The organism is Roseateles saccharophilus (assembly GCF_004342485.1).
Lineage (GTDB): Bacteria > Pseudomonadota > Gammaproteobacteria > Burkholderiales > Burkholderiaceae_C > Pelomonas > Pelomonas saccharophila.
The window spans coordinates 222667-239036 of the sequence record NZ_SMBU01000004.1 but is presented as its reverse complement, the minus strand read 5'-3'; the positions used below and the strand labels follow the sequence as shown (position 1 = coordinate 239036).

Genomic DNA, 16370 nt, shown 5'->3' with positions numbered 1-16370 from the left:
CCACCCTCGAGGGTGGCTAGAATGCCGCCCGTCAGGAGAGCGCCCCGGTGCAGTTGGGGGCCGCCGAAGGCGCAGGGTCTCGTCACTCGAACGCTCAGGCAGAAGGACTGACAAAACGCCCGCAGTGGCAGACACTGCCGGCGTTCCTCACTGGAGAGAGGCGGGCCCTTGAGCCCGCCCACCGAAGGGGCAAGCGAGCGCGGGACAGCCACCCGCTCGTCAATCTCTCAGGTACCCCGGACAGCGAGGACATCCAAACCCGACCCATCGGAGCCCTCGATGTCCTCTTTGCTGCAAACGCCCCTCCACGCCCTCCACGTCGAACTCGGCGCCAAGATGGTGCCCTTCGCCGGCTATGACATGCCGGTGCAATACCCCACCGGCGTGATGGCCGAGCACAAGCACACGCGGGCCAGCGCCGGCCTGTTCGACGTGTCGCACATGGGCCAGGTGCGCCTGGTCGGCGCCGATGCCGCCGCCGCGCTGGAAACCCTGGTGCCGGTCGACATCGTCGACCTGGGCGTGTTCAAGCAGCGCTACGCCCTCTTCACGAACGAGCAGGGTGGCCTGCTGGACGACCTGATGGTCTGCAAGCGCCCCGACGACCTGTTCGTGGTGGTGAACGCCGGCTGCAAGGACCAGGACATCGCCCACATGCAAAAGCATCTGGCCGGCCGCTGCGAAGTCATCCCGGTGCCCGAGCGCGCGCTGCTGGCCCTGCAAGGCCCGGAGGCCGTGACGGTGCTGTCGCGCCTGAACCCCGAGGTCGCCAAGCTGACCTTCATGACCGGCGGCTTCTTCAAGCTCGACGGCATCGACACCTTCCTGACCCGTTCCGGCTACACCGGCGAGGACGGCTACGAGATCTCCGTCCACGAGGACGACGCCGTGGCCCTGGCCCGCAAGCTGCTGGCCCATGCCGAGGTTAAGCCCATCGGCCTGGGGGCGCGCGACTCGCTGCGCCTGGAAGCCGGCCTGTGCCTGTACGGCCACGACATCAACGAGACGACCACGCCGGTCGCCGCCTCCATCACCTGGGCCATCCAGAAGGTGCGCCGCGCCGGCGGCGCGCGTGCCGGCGGCTACCCGGGCGCGACCGTCATCGACGACCAGCTCGCCAACGGCGTCGCGCGAAAGCGCGTCGGCCTGGTCGGCAAGGAGCGCATGCCGGTGCGCGAGGGCGCCAAGATCGTGACCCTGCAAGGCACCGAAATCGGCGTCGTCACCAGCGGCACGCTGGGCCCCACGGTCAACCAGCCCGTGGCCCTGGCCTATCTCGACACGGCCCACGCCGCCGTTGGCACCGAGGTCTTCGCCGTCGTGCGCGACAAGCGCACGCCCATGGTCGTCTCTTCCACCCCTTTCACCCCCAACCGCTATTACCGCGGCTAATCCACTCGGAGCCAGAACGATGAGCATCAAGTACACCCCCGACCACGAATGGATCGAAGTCCACGGCGACGGCACCGCCACGGTCGGCATCACCGTGCATGCCCAGGACGCGCTGGGTGACGTGGTCTTCGTGGACCTGCCCGAAGTGGGCAAGGCCTATGCCGAGAAGGACGTCGCCGGCGTCGTCGAGTCCGTCAAGGCCGCGGCCGACGTCTACATGCCCGTGGACGGCGAGATCACCGAGGTCAACGAGGCCCTGCGCGACGACCCCGCCCTGGCCAACACCGACCCGCTGAAGGCTGGCTGGTTCTTCAAGGTCAAGCTGAGCAACCCGGCCCAGCTCGACCCGCTGATGGACGCCACCGCCTACGACGCCCTGCTCAAGACCCTCTGAACCACCTGCTGTAGACCTGCCATGCCGACGCCGCTCTCCATCCTCGAAGACGCATCCGAATTCCAAGCCCGCCACATCGGGCCGGATGCCGTCGATGAATCCCTGATGTGCGCCGCCGTCGGCGTGGCCAGCCGCAGCGCGCTGATCGACGCGGTCGTGCCCGCGTCCATCCGCCGTGCCGCCGGCATGCAGCTGCCCGAGCCCATCACCGAGGCCGGCGCGCTGGCCGAGCTGAAGGCGATCGCGGCCAAGAACAAGGTCTACAAGAGCTTCATCGGCCAGGGCTACTACGGCACGCACACGCCGGGCGTCATCCTGCGCAACATCCTCGAGAATCCTGCCTGGTACACGGCCTACACGCCCTACCAGGCCGAGATCTCGCAGGGCCGCATGGAAGCCCTCGTGAACTTCCAGACCATGGTGGCCGAGCTGACCGGCATGGACATCGCCAACGGCTCCATGCTGGACGAGGCCACCTCGGCCGCCGAGGCCGTCACGCTGGCCAAGCGCTCGGTCAAGAGCAAGAGCAACACGCTGATCGTCGCCGGCGACGTGCATCCGCAGACCATCGAGGTCATCCAGACGCGCTGCGCGCCGCTGGGGATCTCAGTCCTGGTCGGCATGGCGCCCACGCTGATGGCCGAGAACGACTACTTCGCCGTCGTCTGCCAGTACCCCAGCACCACCGGCCTCATCCACGACCTGAAGGCCTTCACCGAGCAGGCCCATGCCAAGCAGGCTGCCTTCATCGTCTGCGCCGACCTGCTGGCGCTGACCCTGCTGGTCTCGCCCGGCGAATTTGGCGCCGACATCGTCGTCGGCAACACGCAGCGCTTCGGCATGCCCATGGGCGCCGGCGGCCCGCACGCCGCCTTCCTGGCCTGCAAGGACGAGTTCAAGCGCTCCATGCCCGGCCGTCTCGTCGGCGTGTCCAAGGACGCCCAGGGCCATCCCGCCTACCGCCTGGCGCTGCAGACCCGCGAGCAGCACATCCGCCGCGAGAAGGCCACCTCCAACATCTGCACGGCCCAGGTGCTGCCGGCCGTCGTGGCCAGTATGTACGCCGTCTACCACGGCCCGCAGGGCATCAAGCGCATCGCCGAACGCGTGGCCAGCTACACGGCCATCCTGCATGCTGGCCTGACGCGCATGGGTGTCAAGGTCGTCACGCCGCATGTGTTCGACACGCTGCTGGTGGAGTGCGATGCCGCCGCCGTCACTACCAAGGCGGTGGCCGCACAGGCCAACCTGCGCAAGCACAGCGACAAGCTCGTCGGCATCGCGCTGGACGAGACGACCTCGCGTGCCGACATCGAAGCGATCTGGAGCTGGCTGGCCCCCGCAGGCGCGGGCGTGCCGACCGTGGCCGAGTTCGCCGCCGGCGTCGAGAGCCTGATCCCGGCGCAGCTGCGCCGCAGCAGCGCCTTCCTGACGCACCCGGTCTTCAACACCCACCACAGCGAGACCGAGATGCTGCGCTACATCCGCAGCCTCTCCGACAAGGACCTGGCGCTGGACCGCAGCATGATCCCGCTGGGCTCCTGCACGATGAAGCTCAACGCCACGGCCGAGATGATCCCCATCACCTGGCCGGAGTTCGCGGGCGTGCACCCCTTCGCGCCGCAGGACCAACTGGCCGGCTATGCCGAGCTGGACGCGCTGCTGCAGCAGTGGCTGTGCCAGGCCACCGGCTACGCCGGCATCAGCCTGCAGCCCAACGCCGGCTCGCAGGGCGAGTACGCCGGCCTGCTGGCCATCAAGGCCTGGCACGAGTCGCGTGGCGACGCGCATCGCAAGATCTGCCTGATCCCCGAAAGCGCCCACGGCACCAACCCGGCCTCGGCCGGCATGGTGGGCATGCAGGTCGTCGTGACCAAGTGCGACAAGGAAGGCAACATCGACCTCGTCGACCTGAAGGCCAAGTGCGAGCAGCACGCCGACAAGCTCGCCGCGATCATGATCACCTACCCTTCCACCTATGGCGTGTTCGACACCCATGTGAAGGAGATCTGCGCGATGGTGAAGGCTCATGGCGGCCGCGTCTACGTGGACGGCGCCAACATGAACGCGCTGGTCGGCGTGGCGGCACCGGGCGAGTTCGGCGGTGACGTGTCCCACCTGAACCTGCACAAGACCTTCTGCATCCCGCACGGCGGTGGCGGCCCCGGCGTCGGCCCGGTCTGCGTGGTGGAAGACCTCGTGCCCTTCCTGCCGGCGCACCGCACGGCCGGCCTGGGCAAGGCCAGCAACATCGGCGCAGTCTCCGCCGCGCCGCTGGGCAATGCGGCCGTGCTGCCGATCTCGTGGATGTATGTCCGCCTGATGGGCGCCGAGGGCCTCAGGAAGGCCACCGAGATGGCCATCCTGAACGCCAACTATGTCGCGGCCCGCCTGTCGGACCACTACGACATCCACTTCAGCGGCGGTATCGCCGGCGTGAAGGGTGGCGGCGTGGCCCACGAGTGCATCCTGGACCTGCGCCCGCTGAAGGACAGCTCCGGCGTCGCCGCGGAGGACGTCGCCAAGCGCCTGATCGACTACGGCTTCCATGCGCCGACGCTGAGCTTCCCCGTGGCCGGCACGCTGATGGTCGAGCCGACCGAGAGCGAGAGCCGCGCCGAGCTGGACCGCTTCATCGACGCGATGATCCAGATCCGCCACGAGATCGCCGATGTCGAGTCCGGCAAGCTCAGCCGCGAGGACAACCCGCTGGTCAACGCGCCGCACACGGCCATGGTCGTCAGCGCCACCGAATGGCCCCACGGCTACAGCCGCGAGGCTGCCGTCTTCCCGCTGCCTTCGCTGCGCCGCCAGAAGTACTGGTCGCCGGTGGGCCGCGTGGACAACGTCTACGGCGACCGCAACCTGTTCTGCAGCTGCGTGCCGCTGTCCGAGTACGAAGAGGCATAAACAAGACCACCCCCTACCGGCTTCGCCGGCCCCCTCAATGGGGCGCTGCCAGTGGCCTGGCAAAGCCGGTTCCACGGCAGTCGCTGGAGGAGTCGGGCGGCCACACGCCGCCCTCAACTGAATCGAGGCAGACATGGCCGTTTCCGTTTTCGACCTCTTCAAGATCGGTATCGGCCCGAGCAGCTCGCACACGGTCGGGCCGATGCGGGCGGCACGGCTGTTCGGCCTGCGGCTGCAGCACGAGGGCCTGCTGGACAAGGTGGCCCGCGTGCAGGTCATCCTGTACGGCTCGCTCGGCGCCACCGGCAAGGGGCACGGCAGCGACAAGGCCGTGCTGCTGGGCCTGGCCGGGCATGAGCCGGACACGGTGGACGTCGAGGCGATTCCCGCGCTGCTCGACGCCATCCGCGCCGGCGACCTGAACCTGGTCGGCCAGCACCGCGTCGCCTTCGACGAGGCCAAGGACCTCGTCTTCAAGCGTCGCGAGACCCTGCCCTTCCACGCCAACGGCATGCGCTGCATCGCCTTCGACGCCGAGGGCAACGAGCTCGCCAACCGCGTCTACTACTCGGTCGGCGGCGGCTTCATCGTCAGCGACGAGGTGGCGGCGGACGGCAGCAAGCAGAAGGTCATCGCCCCCGACGTGACCGTGCTGCCCTACCCCTTCAAGACCGGCGACGAGCTGCTGGCACAGACGCGGCGCCACGGCCTGTCCGTCGCCGAGCTGATGCGCCGCAACGAGTGCCACTGGCGCAGCGAGGCCGAGATCGATGCCGGCCTGACGAAGATCTGGGACGTCATGCAGGCCTGCGTGCAGCGCGGCTGCCGCACCGAGGGCGTGCTGCCCGGCGGCTTCAAGGTCAAGCGCCGCGCGGCGCAGTTGCACCGCGACCTGACCGCCAACCCCGAGGCCGCGCTGCGCGACCCACTGCAGGTGATGGACTGGGTCAACCTCTACGCGCTGGCCGTCAACGAGGAGAACGCCGCGGGCGGCCGCGTCGTCACCGCGCCCACCAATGGTGCGGCCGGCATCATCCCGGCGGTGCTGCACTACTACACGCGCTTCGTGCACGGCAGCACGCCCAAGGGCGCGATGGACTTCCTGCTCACCGCCGCCGCCATCGGCATCCTCTACAAGGAAAACGCCTCCATCAGCGGCGCCGAGGTGGGCTGCCAGGGCGAGGTCGGCGTGGCCTGCTCGATGGCGGCCGGCGCGCTGTGCGCGGTGATGGGCGGCACGCCGGAGCAGGTCGAGAACGCGGCCGAGATCGGCATGGAGCACCACCTAGGCCTGACCTGCGACCCGGTCGGCGGCCTGGTGCAGATCCCCTGCATCGAGCGCAACGCGATCGCGTCGGTCAAGGCCATCAATGCGGCGCGCATGGCGCTGCGCGGCGACGGCACCCACTTCGTCAGCCTGGACAAGGTCATCAAGACCATGCGCGACACCGGCGCCGACATGATGACCAAGTACAAAGAAACCGCACGCGGCGGCCTGGCCGTGAACATCGTGGAATGCTGAGGCAGCGACTCCAGCCATGTGCCTCGCCGCGTTCGCACTGAACGCCCATCGGCGCTTTCCCCTCGTCGTCGCGGCCAACCGCGACGAGTTCTTTGCCCGCCCCGCGGCGCCGATGGCCTGGTGGCCGGCCGGCGGCGTCGAGCTGCTCGCGGGCCGCGATCTCGGCGCCGGCGGCAGCTGGTTCGGCCTGACGCGCGCCGGCCGCCTCGCGCTGCTGACCAATGTGCGCGAACCCGGCCGCCAGATCGCCGACGCGCCCTCGCGCGGTGCCCTCGTCGTCGACTGGCTGGCCAGCGAGCTGGACTCGCCGGCCTTCAGCGCCGCGCTGCGTGCGGGCTACAACGGCTTCAACCTCGTCACCGCCGATCTGCGCCGCGGCGCCTGGCATTGGTTCAGCAACCGTGCGCCGGGACCGGTGGCGCTCGCGCCCGGCATCCACGCGCTGTCCAATGCGGCGCTGGACACGCCCTGGCCCAAGACGCGCGGCCTGCAGGCGGCGCTGGCCGCGGCCCTCGAATACGCACGCTCGCCGCAGCAGCTGGCCGACGAGCTCTTCGCCGCCCTCGCCGATGCTTCGCCCGCGGCCGACGCCGAACTGCCCGACACCGGCGTCGGCCTGGAGCGCGAGCGGCTGCTGTCGCCGCGCTTCGTGCGCATGCCGGACCCGGCGCGGCCCGGGCTGGCTGGCTATGGCACGCGCTGCTCGACGCTGCTGATCCGCGAGGCCTCGGGCGCCACGCGCGTGCTCGAGCGCAGCGTCACGGCCGAGGGCCGCTGGCTGGCGCCGGTCGTGCACGAACTGCCCGCCTGGCCCTGACTGACAATGCGCGCCGTGAAAACCATCCCCCACCTGCTTGCCCTCAGCTGCCTCGCCTGGCTGCTCGGCCCCGCCTCAGCCGCTCCCCAGGCCGCCACGCCGCCTGCCGCGCCCTCGTCCGCACCATCGGCACCCGCCGCGCCTGCCAGCGCGGCCAGTGCCCCCGAGCGCCCGCACCACAACCATGCCATCGAGATCCGTGCGGCCCGCGTGCGTGGCCTGGCCGAGCAGATGAACCAGCCTGCCGAGGCCTTGAAGCAGAGCTGTCGCTTCGAGTCCGACATCGGGACGCCGCCGCCGTCCGGTGTGGTCAGCCTCAGCTTCGACGACGGCCCTGAGCCGGGCGCCACCGAGGCCATCCTCGCGCTGCTGGACAAGCACCAGATCCCGGCCAGCTTCTTCCTCATCGCGGCCAAGGTGCAGCGCCATCCCGAGCTGGCCGCCCTGGTGAAGGCGCACCCGCTGGCGCTGGTGGGCAACCATTCCTGGTCCCATCCCAATTTCCACGACATCCCGGCGGCCAAGCAGGCCAGCGAGGTCGAGCGCAGCGACACGGCGCTGGCGGCGCTGGCGGCGCCCAAGCTGTTCCGCTACCCCTATGGCAACTCCAGCTGCGAGACCAATGCGGAGCTGCAGCAGCTCGGCTACCGCATCGTCGGCTGGCATGTGGACAGCTGCGACTGGGCCTTCGACAAGACCGGCAGCATCGACGCGCACGAAGCCAAGATCTGTGGCGTGGACAAGGTCAACCGCGAGCATTTCGTCGACCACGTCGTCGCCGCCGTGAAGGCGCGCAAGGGCGGCATCGTGCTGATGCACGAGATCCACCCGAACACGCTGGCCAAGCTCGAGGCCCTGATCGAGCGCCTGCTGGCCGAGGGCTTCAGGTTCGCGCCGCTGACCGACCCGGGATTCGCAGCCTCGCTGCGCTGAGCGGCAGCTCAGCCCAGCTTGCTCTTCAGGAAGCTCACCAGGAAGGGCGTTGCGGCAGCGGCAATCGTCGAGGCGGCCGACGAATCCACGCCCGCCTTGTTGGCCACCGCCTCGGCGATGCGCGCCGAGATCACGCCCTCTCCGCCGTCCTCCAACGACTTGAAGAACCCGTCCCCTTGCACGAGCCCGGCGGCGAAGGCGGCAAAGAAGCTCTTGCCGGGATGCGAGCCCATCAGGCCCGCATGCTGTTCCTCGACATGGGCTTGCGCAGCCTCGGTGGCGTGGCCCAGCAGCTGCTGGGCATCGGCGTCGGAATAGCCCTGCGCCGTCAGCGCCTGCATGGCCTGGGCGCCATGTTCGGTGGAAAGGAATTCGGAGAGCAGTTGCTGGGCGTCCATCGTGGGCTCCGTGTGAAGGAGTCCCGACTTTAAGTGCGGCTGCGTGACGCAGGCATTGCGGGGCTGCGGCGCCGCTGCTTGACCACGATCAGGGAAACCCGAAGTAGCCGGCGGGATGCCAAATGCATCACAACTCGGTTCCAGGCATGGCATCGATACTTTCGCCAGCCAGCCATTTCTGATCATGCTGAAGAAGATCCCGACCTCCCAAGTGACGCTGGGGATGTATCTGCAGTCGCTGGAAGGGGCATGGCTGTCGCACCCGTTCTGGAAGACCAAGTTCGTGCTGCTCGATGCGGGCGACCTGGCGCTGCTCAGGGCCAGCAGCGTGCCGGCGGTCTGGATCGACATCAGCAAGGGGCGCGACGTGGACGAGCCGGTGGCGTCTGCCGTTGCGGAGGCGCTCGCCGCGCCGGCACCGCAGGCCGAGGCAACGCAGGCTGCGGCGCCGGCACGCGGCGAAAGCCTCGAGGCCGAGATCGAACGCGCCAGCCAGGTCCTCAACCGCTCCAAGCAGGCCGTCATGGCCATGTTCGGCGAGGCCCGCCTGGGCCAGACGGTCAACACCGAACGCTGCTTCCCGGTCGTCGAGGAGGTGGCCCTGACGCTTGCCCGCAACCCCTCGGCCTTCATCAGCCTCGCCAGGCTGAAGACCCGCGACGACTACACCTATATGCATTCGGTGGCCGTCTGCGCGCTGATGGTCGGGCTGGCCCGCCAGCTCGGCCTGACGGACAGCGAGACCCGCGAGGCCGGCCTAGCCGGCCTGCTGCACGACGTCGGCAAGATGAAGATGCCGCTGGAGGTGCTGAACAAGCCTGGCTCGCTGACCGACACCGAGTTCGACGTGATGCGGACCCACCCCGAGCGCGGCCACGAGCTGCTCAAGGGCAGCGCCCGCGTGCCCGCCGTGGCGCTCGACGTCGTGCTGCACCATCACGAGAAGATCGACGGCACCGGCTACCCGCACCGGCTGGCCGGCGAGCAGATCGGCCGGATGGCGCGCATGGGCGCCATCTGCGACGTCTACGACGCAATCACGTCCACGCGGCCCTACAAGACGGCCTGGGACCCGGCCGGTTCGTTGCAGCGCATGGCGCAGTGGAAGGGTCATTTCGACCCTGCCCTGTTCCAGGCCTTCCTGAAGAGCGTCGGTATCTACCCCACCGGCACGCTGGTGCGGCTGCAGTCCGGCCGGCTGGCCGTCGTCGTCGACCAGAATCCCGGCTCGCTCATCAAGCCGCGGGTGAAGGTCTTCTACTCGACCAAGTCCGGCATGCCCATCCCGGTGCAGATGCTGGACCTGTCCTCGCCGTCGGCCAGGGACGCCATCATCGGCCGCGAGCCACCCGAAACCTGGGGCTTCACCCATCTCGACGAGCTCTGGAACCCGCTGGCGAAAGGCTGAACCGGGCCGGCCGCTTCACGAAACAGCGGTGGCGCCGAGACACAATCCGGCCGCCGTGTCCGCCGCCGCCTTCCCCCGCCGCCCGCCGCCCGACCCGCGCCTGCTGCGGCGCTGCCTGCTGCTGGCCGTGCTGCTGCACGTCTGGCTGGTGCTGGTATTCGGCAACGCGACCGGCAGCGCCACGCCGGGCCAGGGCGTCTGGGGCAGCCTGACCGTCAGGCTGCTGGGCCGCAGCGGCGAAGAGGCCGACGCGCCGCCCGGCGAGCGCGCCACGGGCCAGGCCAGCCCGGCCGAACCCACCGGGGCTGCCGCGCCGGGCCGCCGGAACCCGCGCGAAGCGCCGGCCGAGGCCGCGCGCGGCGACGAAGCCTCCACCGCTGCGCCCGACGCCGCAACGCTGGACCTGCCGGAAGGCTTCCGCCCGGTCGAGCGCGAGAACCTCACGCCGCCGCTGGCGCGCATCGCGCCGGCCGAATCGACCGTGCTGCCGATGCAGCCGGCCGACCTGGCGCGCGCGGGCGCCGCCACCGTGCCGCTGCCGGCCCCCGCGCCGGACCTGCCCGCCGCCATCGGGCGGCTGGAGGCCCAGCCCGAGACCGCCGCGCCGCTGGCCCCGCCCCCACGCCTGAGCGCGCCGGCCCGAGCCTTCGAAGCGCCGCTGGCCACCGAGCTGCCGGCCCCGGTGCAGCGGCTGGAGGCCGCGTCGCCGGGCGCCGCCGCGCTGCCCCGCCCGACCGAATTGCGCGCTCCGCCCGCGCCTGCCGCCGTCGCGCCGAGCGCCGAGCTGCCACCACCGGTGCACCGGCTCGAAGCCACGGCCGAGAGCGGTGTCGCCACGCCCCTGCCGCGTGCAGCCGAGCTGCGCAGCACGCCGCCGGGCACCACCGTGCCACCCACGCCCGCAGCGGCCCTGCCCGCCGCGGTGCAGAAGCTGGAGGCCCCGTCGAACGACACTGCGACCGCCGGCCTGCCACGGGCCAGCGAACTGCGCCAGGCCGGCGCTGCCCGGTCGGCGTCGACGGCCCTGCCTGCAGCCCAGGATCTGCCCGCCGCGGTGCGCCGGCTGGAAGCGGCCGAGGGCGCGAACGCCGCCATGCCGATGCAGCCCGTGACCAACACGCGCCCGGCAGCGGCGGTGCCGGCCGCGGCCCTGCCGGCCGACCTGTCCAGCGCCCTGCCCAGCCAGCCCCTCCCGGCCGGCCCGGCCCAGGGCGATCCGGACGCCAACCCCTATGCCGCGCCCCGGGCCTCGCCGGGCGCGCCCGATGCCGGCCCGCGCATCGGCGCCGCGCCGGCCCTGCCGCCCGCGGCCGCCGCCAGCGCGCCACGGACGCCGCTGAACCTGTCGCTGCCACGTGGCGATAGCGCCGCCCGCCGCGGCCCCGGCCTCGTCGAACTGCTGCCGCAGCCGCCGGAACGCAGGTCCAAGCTGGAGCAGTCCATCGAGGACGCGGCCAACAAGGACTGCCGCAAGGCCTACAGCAATGCCGGCATCCTGGCCGCCATACCGCTGGCCATCGACACGGCGCGCGGCAAGGGGTGCAAGTGGTAGGCCCCAGCTCCACCGCCGTCCAGCTGGAATCCACGCTGACCTGCCCCGTCTGCGGCTATGCAAAGCGCGAACTCATGCCGACCGATGCCTGCCAGTTCTTCTACGAGTGCGAGCGGTGCAAGACCCTGCTGCGCCCCAAGCCCGGCGACTGCTGCGTGTTCTGCTCCTACGGCTCGGTCAAGTGCCCGCCGGTGCAGCAGCAGCGGGGCTGCCCAGGCTGCGGCGCCTGAGCCGTCGCCCACAGCCGCGCCTGCGGGCTGGGACCGTTGCGCCAGGGTGCCGTTGGTCAGCTTCCGGTCAGCCGCCGTTTTCTAGAGTCCGCGGACACCCGAACCGGGTTGCATCGAGCAGGGCTTCGCCCCGGTCGGCAATCCCGCTCGTTTCCCGAGGAGTCGTCGATGAGGCGATGGAAGCTGACCGGAATCGCATTCGCACTGATGATCTTCTGGATCTGGGCGCTGACCCACGGCCTGCCGGGCTCTGCTTCGCACGCGATGCAGAAGGCTGGCCCTTTCGCCGGCATCGTCTGAATTCGGGGCGCTGAAGCCGCAAAAAGGGCCGGCCACCGAAGCGGCCGGCCCAGGGCGCGGGAGCGCTCGAGGGGAAACTTCTATTCCTTGTCCGCCGGCATCGCACCCGGCATGCCGTGCAGCGGCAGCGCGGTGGCGGCGCCCTGCTCCGCCGGCTTGGCGGCGGGTTTCCTGTCGCGCACGAGGTAGCTGTAGAGCACCGGCACGACGACCAGGGTCAGCAGCGTCGACGTGATGACGCCGCCGATGATGGCCCGGCCCATGGGTGCCTGGATCTCGCCGCCATCGTTCAGCGCGATAGCCATCGGCAGCATGCCGAAGACCATGGCCGCCGTCGTCATGATGATGGGGCGCATGCGGATCAGACCGGCCTCGCGCAGCGCCTCGGCCACCGTCGCGCCAGCCTTGCGGGCATGGTTGGCGAAGTCCACCAGCAGGATCGCGTTCTTGGTCACCAGGCCCATCAGCATGACGAGGCCGATCATCGAGAACACGTTCAGCGTGGAGCGCCACAGCAGCAGGGCCAGCATCACGCCGATGAGGGCCAGCGGCAGCGAGGCCATGATGGCGATGGGCTGCAGGAAGCTGCCGAACTGGCTGGCCAGCACGATGTAGATGAAGATCACCGCCAGGCCCATCGCGGCCAGCAGGCCATTGAAGGCCTCGGCCTGCTGCTTGCCGGCGCCGTCCACCTTGAAGCTGACGCCGGGCGGCAGCTGGATGGTCTTGATGAGCTTCTGCACGTCGGCGTTCACGTCGCCGCCCGGGCGGCCCTGCACGCCGGCGAACACGGCCTCGCGGCGCTGCAGGTTCTCGCGGCGGATGACCTCGGGGTTGAAGACCGGATCGATGGTGGCAACCTGGTCCAGCGTGATGGGCGCGCCGTCCTTGGAGAAGGCGACCGGCAGCTTGGCCATCTGCTCGATGCGCTCGCGCTGCTCGCGCGGCAGGCGCAGCAGCACCTCGACCTGGTTGCCGTCGGGCGTCGTCCAGTAGGTGGCGACGTCGCCGTTCACGTAGGCACGCAGGCTGGACGCGACCTGCGGCGCGGTCAGGCCGAGCTCGCGGATGGCCGAGTCCTTCAGGCGCACGGCGAAGGCCGGCAGGCCGGGCTTGACGGTGGTGTCGACGTCCACGGCGCCGGGCACCTTCTTGATCTTCTCGACCAGGTCCTTCGCGGTCTGGGTCAGCACCTCGGGGTCGCTGCCGAGGATGGTGATCCAGATCGGCCGGTCGAAGCCCACGCTGACCTCGACGCCCGGGATCTTCGCGATGTCGGCGCGGATCGCGTCCTCGATCTCCTTCTGCGTGCGCTTGCGCTCGCTGCGGTCGATGAGGGAGATGTTCAGCGACGCCTGGTTGCGGCCCGTTGACAGGCCCTCGCCGGTGCTGCCGATGACCGCCGAGACGGTCTTGATCTCGGGGTAGTTCTTCAGGATCTCCTCGATCTGCGCGACCTTGGCGCTGCCGCGCTCGACGCTGGAGGCCACCGGCATGCGCAGGTTGACCTGGGTGAAGCCGTTGTCGGTCTGCGGCACGAACTCGCTGCCGACCAGGGGCGCCAGCATCAGCGCCGCGACGAAGCTCGCGAAAGCGCCCCACATGACCAGGCCGCGCGGCGTCAGCGTCGCGAAGCGCAAGACTCGCTTGGCGCTCTTTTCGCGTCGGCCGTTGGCATCGAACGGGCGGCCATAGGCCGGGATGGGCGGCACGAAGACGCGGTAGCGGCGGCCCGAGAAGGCCCAGCCGATCAGGCGCGCATAGCGGTCGTGCAGATGCTCCATGCACCAGTCGGTCGCGCGGATGGCATGGCCGACGACGGGCAGGCGCTTCACGCGCTCGTTGACCGGGTCGTGCCAGACCGAGGACAGCATCGGGTCGAGCGTGAAGCTGACGAAGAGGCTGACCATCACCGCCACGGCGACCGTGATGCCGAAGGGATAGAAGAACTTGCCGATGATGCCGCCCATGAAGGCGACGGGAACGAAGACGGCGCAGATCGCGAAGGTGGTGGCCATCACGGCCAGGCCGATCTCGTTGGTGCCGTCGGCAGCGGCCTGGTAATGGCTCTTGCCCATGCCGACGTGGCGCACGATGTTCTCGCGCACGACGATGGCGTCGTCGATCAGCAGGCCAATGCACAGGGACAGCGCCATCATCGTCATGAAGTTCAGCGTGAAGCCGAAGGCATGCACGGCGATGAAGCTGGAGATGACGGCGATGGGCAGCGTCAGGCCGGTGATGATGGTCGAGCGCCAGCTGTGCAGGAACAGGAAGACGATGGCGACGGTCAGCAGCGCGCCTTCGATCAGCGTGTGCCGCAGGCCGGTGAGCGAGCCCTTCACAAAGTCGCTGTTGGCGTAGATCAGGCGCAGCTCGACGTCCTTGGGCAGCACCTTGCGCAGTTCCTCCGTCGCATCCTTCACGGCCTCGCCGGTCTGCACGATGTTGGCGTCCTGCTGCTTGAAGACGTTGAAGCTGACGGCCGGCTGGCCGTTGATGCGGGCGATGCTGTCGACCTCGCGCTCGCGCTCGACCAGGGTGCCCAGGTCGTTCAGCGTCAGCGCCAGGTTGCCGCGGCGCGCGACGACCATCTGGCCGAAGGCCTTGGGGTCCTTGGCGCGGCCTTCGACGCGCAGGATGGCGTCGGCGTTGGTGTCGCTCAGCAGGCCGACGGGCTGGTCGCTGTTCGCGTCGTTCAAGGCCTTGGAGATCTCGGCCGGCGTCACGCCATAGGCGCGCAGCCGCATCGGGTCGAGGTCGATGCGCACCTCGCGGGTCGTCATGCCGCCGACGTCCACCTTGGCCACGCCCTCGACGCGGCCCAGCCGCTTGGACACGATGAGGTCGGCCATCATCGACAGCTCGCGCGCGCCGCGCGTCGAGCTCAGCAGCGCCAGCACGACGATGGGCTGGGCGTTGTCGCCCTGGAAGCGCGACATCGACGGCGGCTTCACGTCCCTCGGGAAGGCGGCCTGGGCCGCGGCGACGCGGTCGCGCAGGTCCTGCATCGCGCGGTTCATGTCGGTGTCCAGCGTGAATTCGACGCTGGCCTGCACGCGGCCTTCAAAGCTGCGCGACTGGATGCGGTCGACGCCGGCAATGCTGTTCAGCGCCTCTTCCAGGGGCTTGGCGACTTCACGCTCGACGGCCTCGGGCGAGGCGCCCGGGTAGCGGATGTCGATCCAGGCGCCGGGCAGCGTGATGTCGGGCATCTGCTCGACACCGAGCTTGGCGTAGGAGAACAGGCCCAGCACGCACAGGGCCACCATCACCATGGTCGCGAAGACCGGGTTCTGGATGGAAACGCGGGTCATCCACATGGCCTGGCCCTCACTGTTGGACGGGGGTGGCGGCCGAGCTGGCGACCTTGGCCTTGGTGGCCACGACGGTGGCCTTGTCGCCCTCGCGCAGGTTGTCGAAGCGCGCGGCCAGCACCTGGGCCTCGGGCTTGAGGCCGTTCAGGATCTCGACACGGCCTTCCTGGGCGTCGCTGCGGCCGGTGGTCACGATGCGACGCACCAGCGCGCCTTTCTCGATCATCCAGACCTGCTCCTGGCCGGAGTTTCGGCTGATGGCGGCCAGCGGCACGGTCAGGCGCTGGGTGTCGTCCTGCAGCACGACCTTGGCGACGGCGTACTGGCCGGCGCGGTAGAGCTCCCTGGGGTTGTCCAGCACCAGCGTCACGCCGATGGAGCGCGTGCCCGGCTCGGCGCTGGGCGCGATGCGGGCGATCTTGGCCTGCACCGGCTCGTCCACGCCCTCGACCTGCACCTGCACCGCCATGCCCGGCTGAAGGCGGCTGACCTCGTGCGTGCCCACCAGGCCGGCCAGCTCAAGTTTTGACAGGTCAACGATGGTCAGGATCTGCTGCTCGGCGGCGAGCTTCTCGCCCGGCAGCGCGTGGCGCTTGGCGACGATGCCGTTGATGGGCGCGACAAGGGCGGCCTGGCGCATCGTCACCTGGCTGGTGTCGAGCTGGGCCTTGGCGGCGTTCCAGTTGGCGCGGGCCGACTCGTAGGCGGCGCGCGAGTTGTCCAGCGCCGTCTGGGCGATGAAGCTCTTGGCAGCCAGGCCCTCGTTGGCCTTGTAGCTGCGCTCGGCCTGCTCCATCTGGGCGCGCATGGCCTCGACGCTGGCGCCGCGCTCGGCGATGCGATAGCGCAGCTCTTCCAGATCGACCTGGCCGAGAGCCTGGCCGGCCTTCACGCGGCTGCCTTCGCCGACGGCGAGGTTGAGCAGGGTGCCGTTGGACTTGGCGCGCACGATGACCGTACCCGGCGCCACCAGCGGGCCGCTGAACTCGATCAGGGCCGGCATGGCGGTCAGCGTCGGCTTGACGACTTCGCTGGGCACGAACTCCAGCACGGTCTTGGCCTTGTCGTCGTCGGGTTTCTTTGGGCCATCGCCCTTGCTGGCCATGACGGCCACGCCAGCGCCACCCACCAGCAGCACGACGGCCGCGATGCCACCCAATTTCCAGGACTTGCGCATGACTCCCCCAAACACTCTCT

Annotated in this window: 13 protein-coding genes and 2 riboswitches; of the genes, 10 read left to right on the top strand and 3 right to left on the bottom strand. The window is 69.9% G+C overall.

Going from position 1 to position 16370, the window contains the following annotated elements; genetic code table 11:
* The first annotated feature begins 22 nt into the window (after positions 1-22).
* Positions 23-120, top strand: a riboswitch (glycine riboswitch).
* A gap of 20 nt (positions 121-140) precedes the next feature.
* Positions 141-254, top strand: a riboswitch (glycine riboswitch).
* 25 nt (positions 255-279) lie between these two features.
* The 6 genes from gcvT (at position 280) to EV671_RS05690 (ending at position 7968) form a co-directional block, all read left to right on the top strand.
* Positions 280-1392, top strand: a complete 1113-nt coding sequence (gcvT, locus tag EV671_RS05715) for a glycine cleavage system aminomethyltransferase GcvT (protein ID WP_132570326.1) — start codon at positions 280-282, stop codon at positions 1390-1392.
* A gap of 19 nt (positions 1393-1411) precedes the next feature.
* The gene (gcvH, locus tag EV671_RS05710; RefSeq protein WP_132570325.1) at positions 1412-1786 is read left to right on the top strand and encodes a glycine cleavage system protein GcvH; all 375 of its coding nucleotides are present in this window, start codon (positions 1412-1414) and stop codon (positions 1784-1786) included.
* Between the two features lie 21 nt (positions 1787-1807).
* On the top strand, positions 1808-4696 hold the full coding sequence (gcvP, locus tag EV671_RS05705; protein ID WP_132570324.1) for an aminomethyl-transferring glycine dehydrogenase: 2889 nt from the start codon (positions 1808-1810) through the stop codon (positions 4694-4696).
* Positions 4697-4829: 133 nt separating this feature from the next.
* On the top strand, positions 4830-6218 hold the full coding sequence (locus EV671_RS05700; protein ID WP_132570323.1) for an L-serine ammonia-lyase: 1389 nt from the start codon (positions 4830-4832) through the stop codon (positions 6216-6218).
* Between the two features lie 16 nt (positions 6219-6234).
* A complete protein-coding gene (locus EV671_RS05695; protein ID WP_132570322.1) occupies positions 6235-7035 on the top strand; it encodes an NRDE family protein in 801 nt (266 codons plus the stop codon).
* A 15-nt stretch (positions 7036-7050) separates the two neighbouring features.
* Positions 7051-7968, top strand: coding sequence for a polysaccharide deacetylase family protein (locus EV671_RS05690; RefSeq protein WP_132570321.1), 918 nt, complete (start codon positions 7051-7053; stop codon positions 7966-7968).
* An 8-nt stretch (positions 7969-7976) separates the two neighbouring features.
* On the opposite strand, the gene EV671_RS05685 is transcribed toward EV671_RS05690, so the two are convergent.
* Positions 7977-8366, bottom strand: coding sequence for a hypothetical protein (locus EV671_RS05685; protein ID WP_132570320.1), 390 nt, complete (start codon positions 8364-8366; stop codon positions 7977-7979).
* A 184-nt stretch (positions 8367-8550) separates the two neighbouring features.
* On the opposite strand from EV671_RS05685, the gene EV671_RS05680 reads away from it, so the two are divergent.
* The 4 genes from EV671_RS05680 (at position 8551) to EV671_RS27700 (ending at position 11856) form a co-directional block, all read left to right on the top strand.
* A complete protein-coding gene (locus tag EV671_RS05680) occupies positions 8551-9774 on the top strand; it encodes a cyclic di-GMP phosphodiesterase (protein WP_132570319.1) in 1224 nt (407 codons plus the stop codon).
* A 55-nt stretch (positions 9775-9829) separates the two neighbouring features.
* A complete protein-coding gene (locus EV671_RS05675; RefSeq protein ID WP_132570318.1) occupies positions 9830-11326 on the top strand; it encodes a hypothetical protein in 1497 nt (498 codons plus the stop codon).
* Positions 11320-11556: a GDCCVxC domain-containing (seleno)protein gene (locus EV671_RS05670; protein WP_132570317.1), complete on the top strand. Its 237-nt coding sequence runs from the start codon at positions 11320-11322 to the stop codon at positions 11554-11556. Before EV671_RS05675 ends, EV671_RS05670 begins: the two co-directional genes overlap by 7 nt.
* Positions 11557-11724: 168 nt before the next feature.
* Positions 11725-11856, top strand: a complete 132-nt coding sequence (locus EV671_RS27700) for a hypothetical protein (protein WP_277592374.1) — start codon at positions 11725-11727, stop codon at positions 11854-11856.
* Between the two features lie 80 nt (positions 11857-11936).
* Here EV671_RS27700 and EV671_RS05665 read toward each other — a convergent pair whose 3' ends face one another.
* Positions 11937-15173 (bottom strand): efflux RND transporter permease subunit, encoded by a 3237-nt coding sequence (locus tag EV671_RS05665; protein ID WP_243655592.1) that lies wholly within the window; start codon positions 15171-15173, stop codon positions 11937-11939.
* Positions 15174-15189: 16 nt separating this feature from the next.
* Entirely contained in the window at positions 15190-16350 is a 1161-nt protein-coding gene (locus EV671_RS05660; protein WP_132570315.1) for an efflux RND transporter periplasmic adaptor subunit, read from the bottom strand.
* Positions 16351-16370 lie beyond the last annotated feature (20 nt).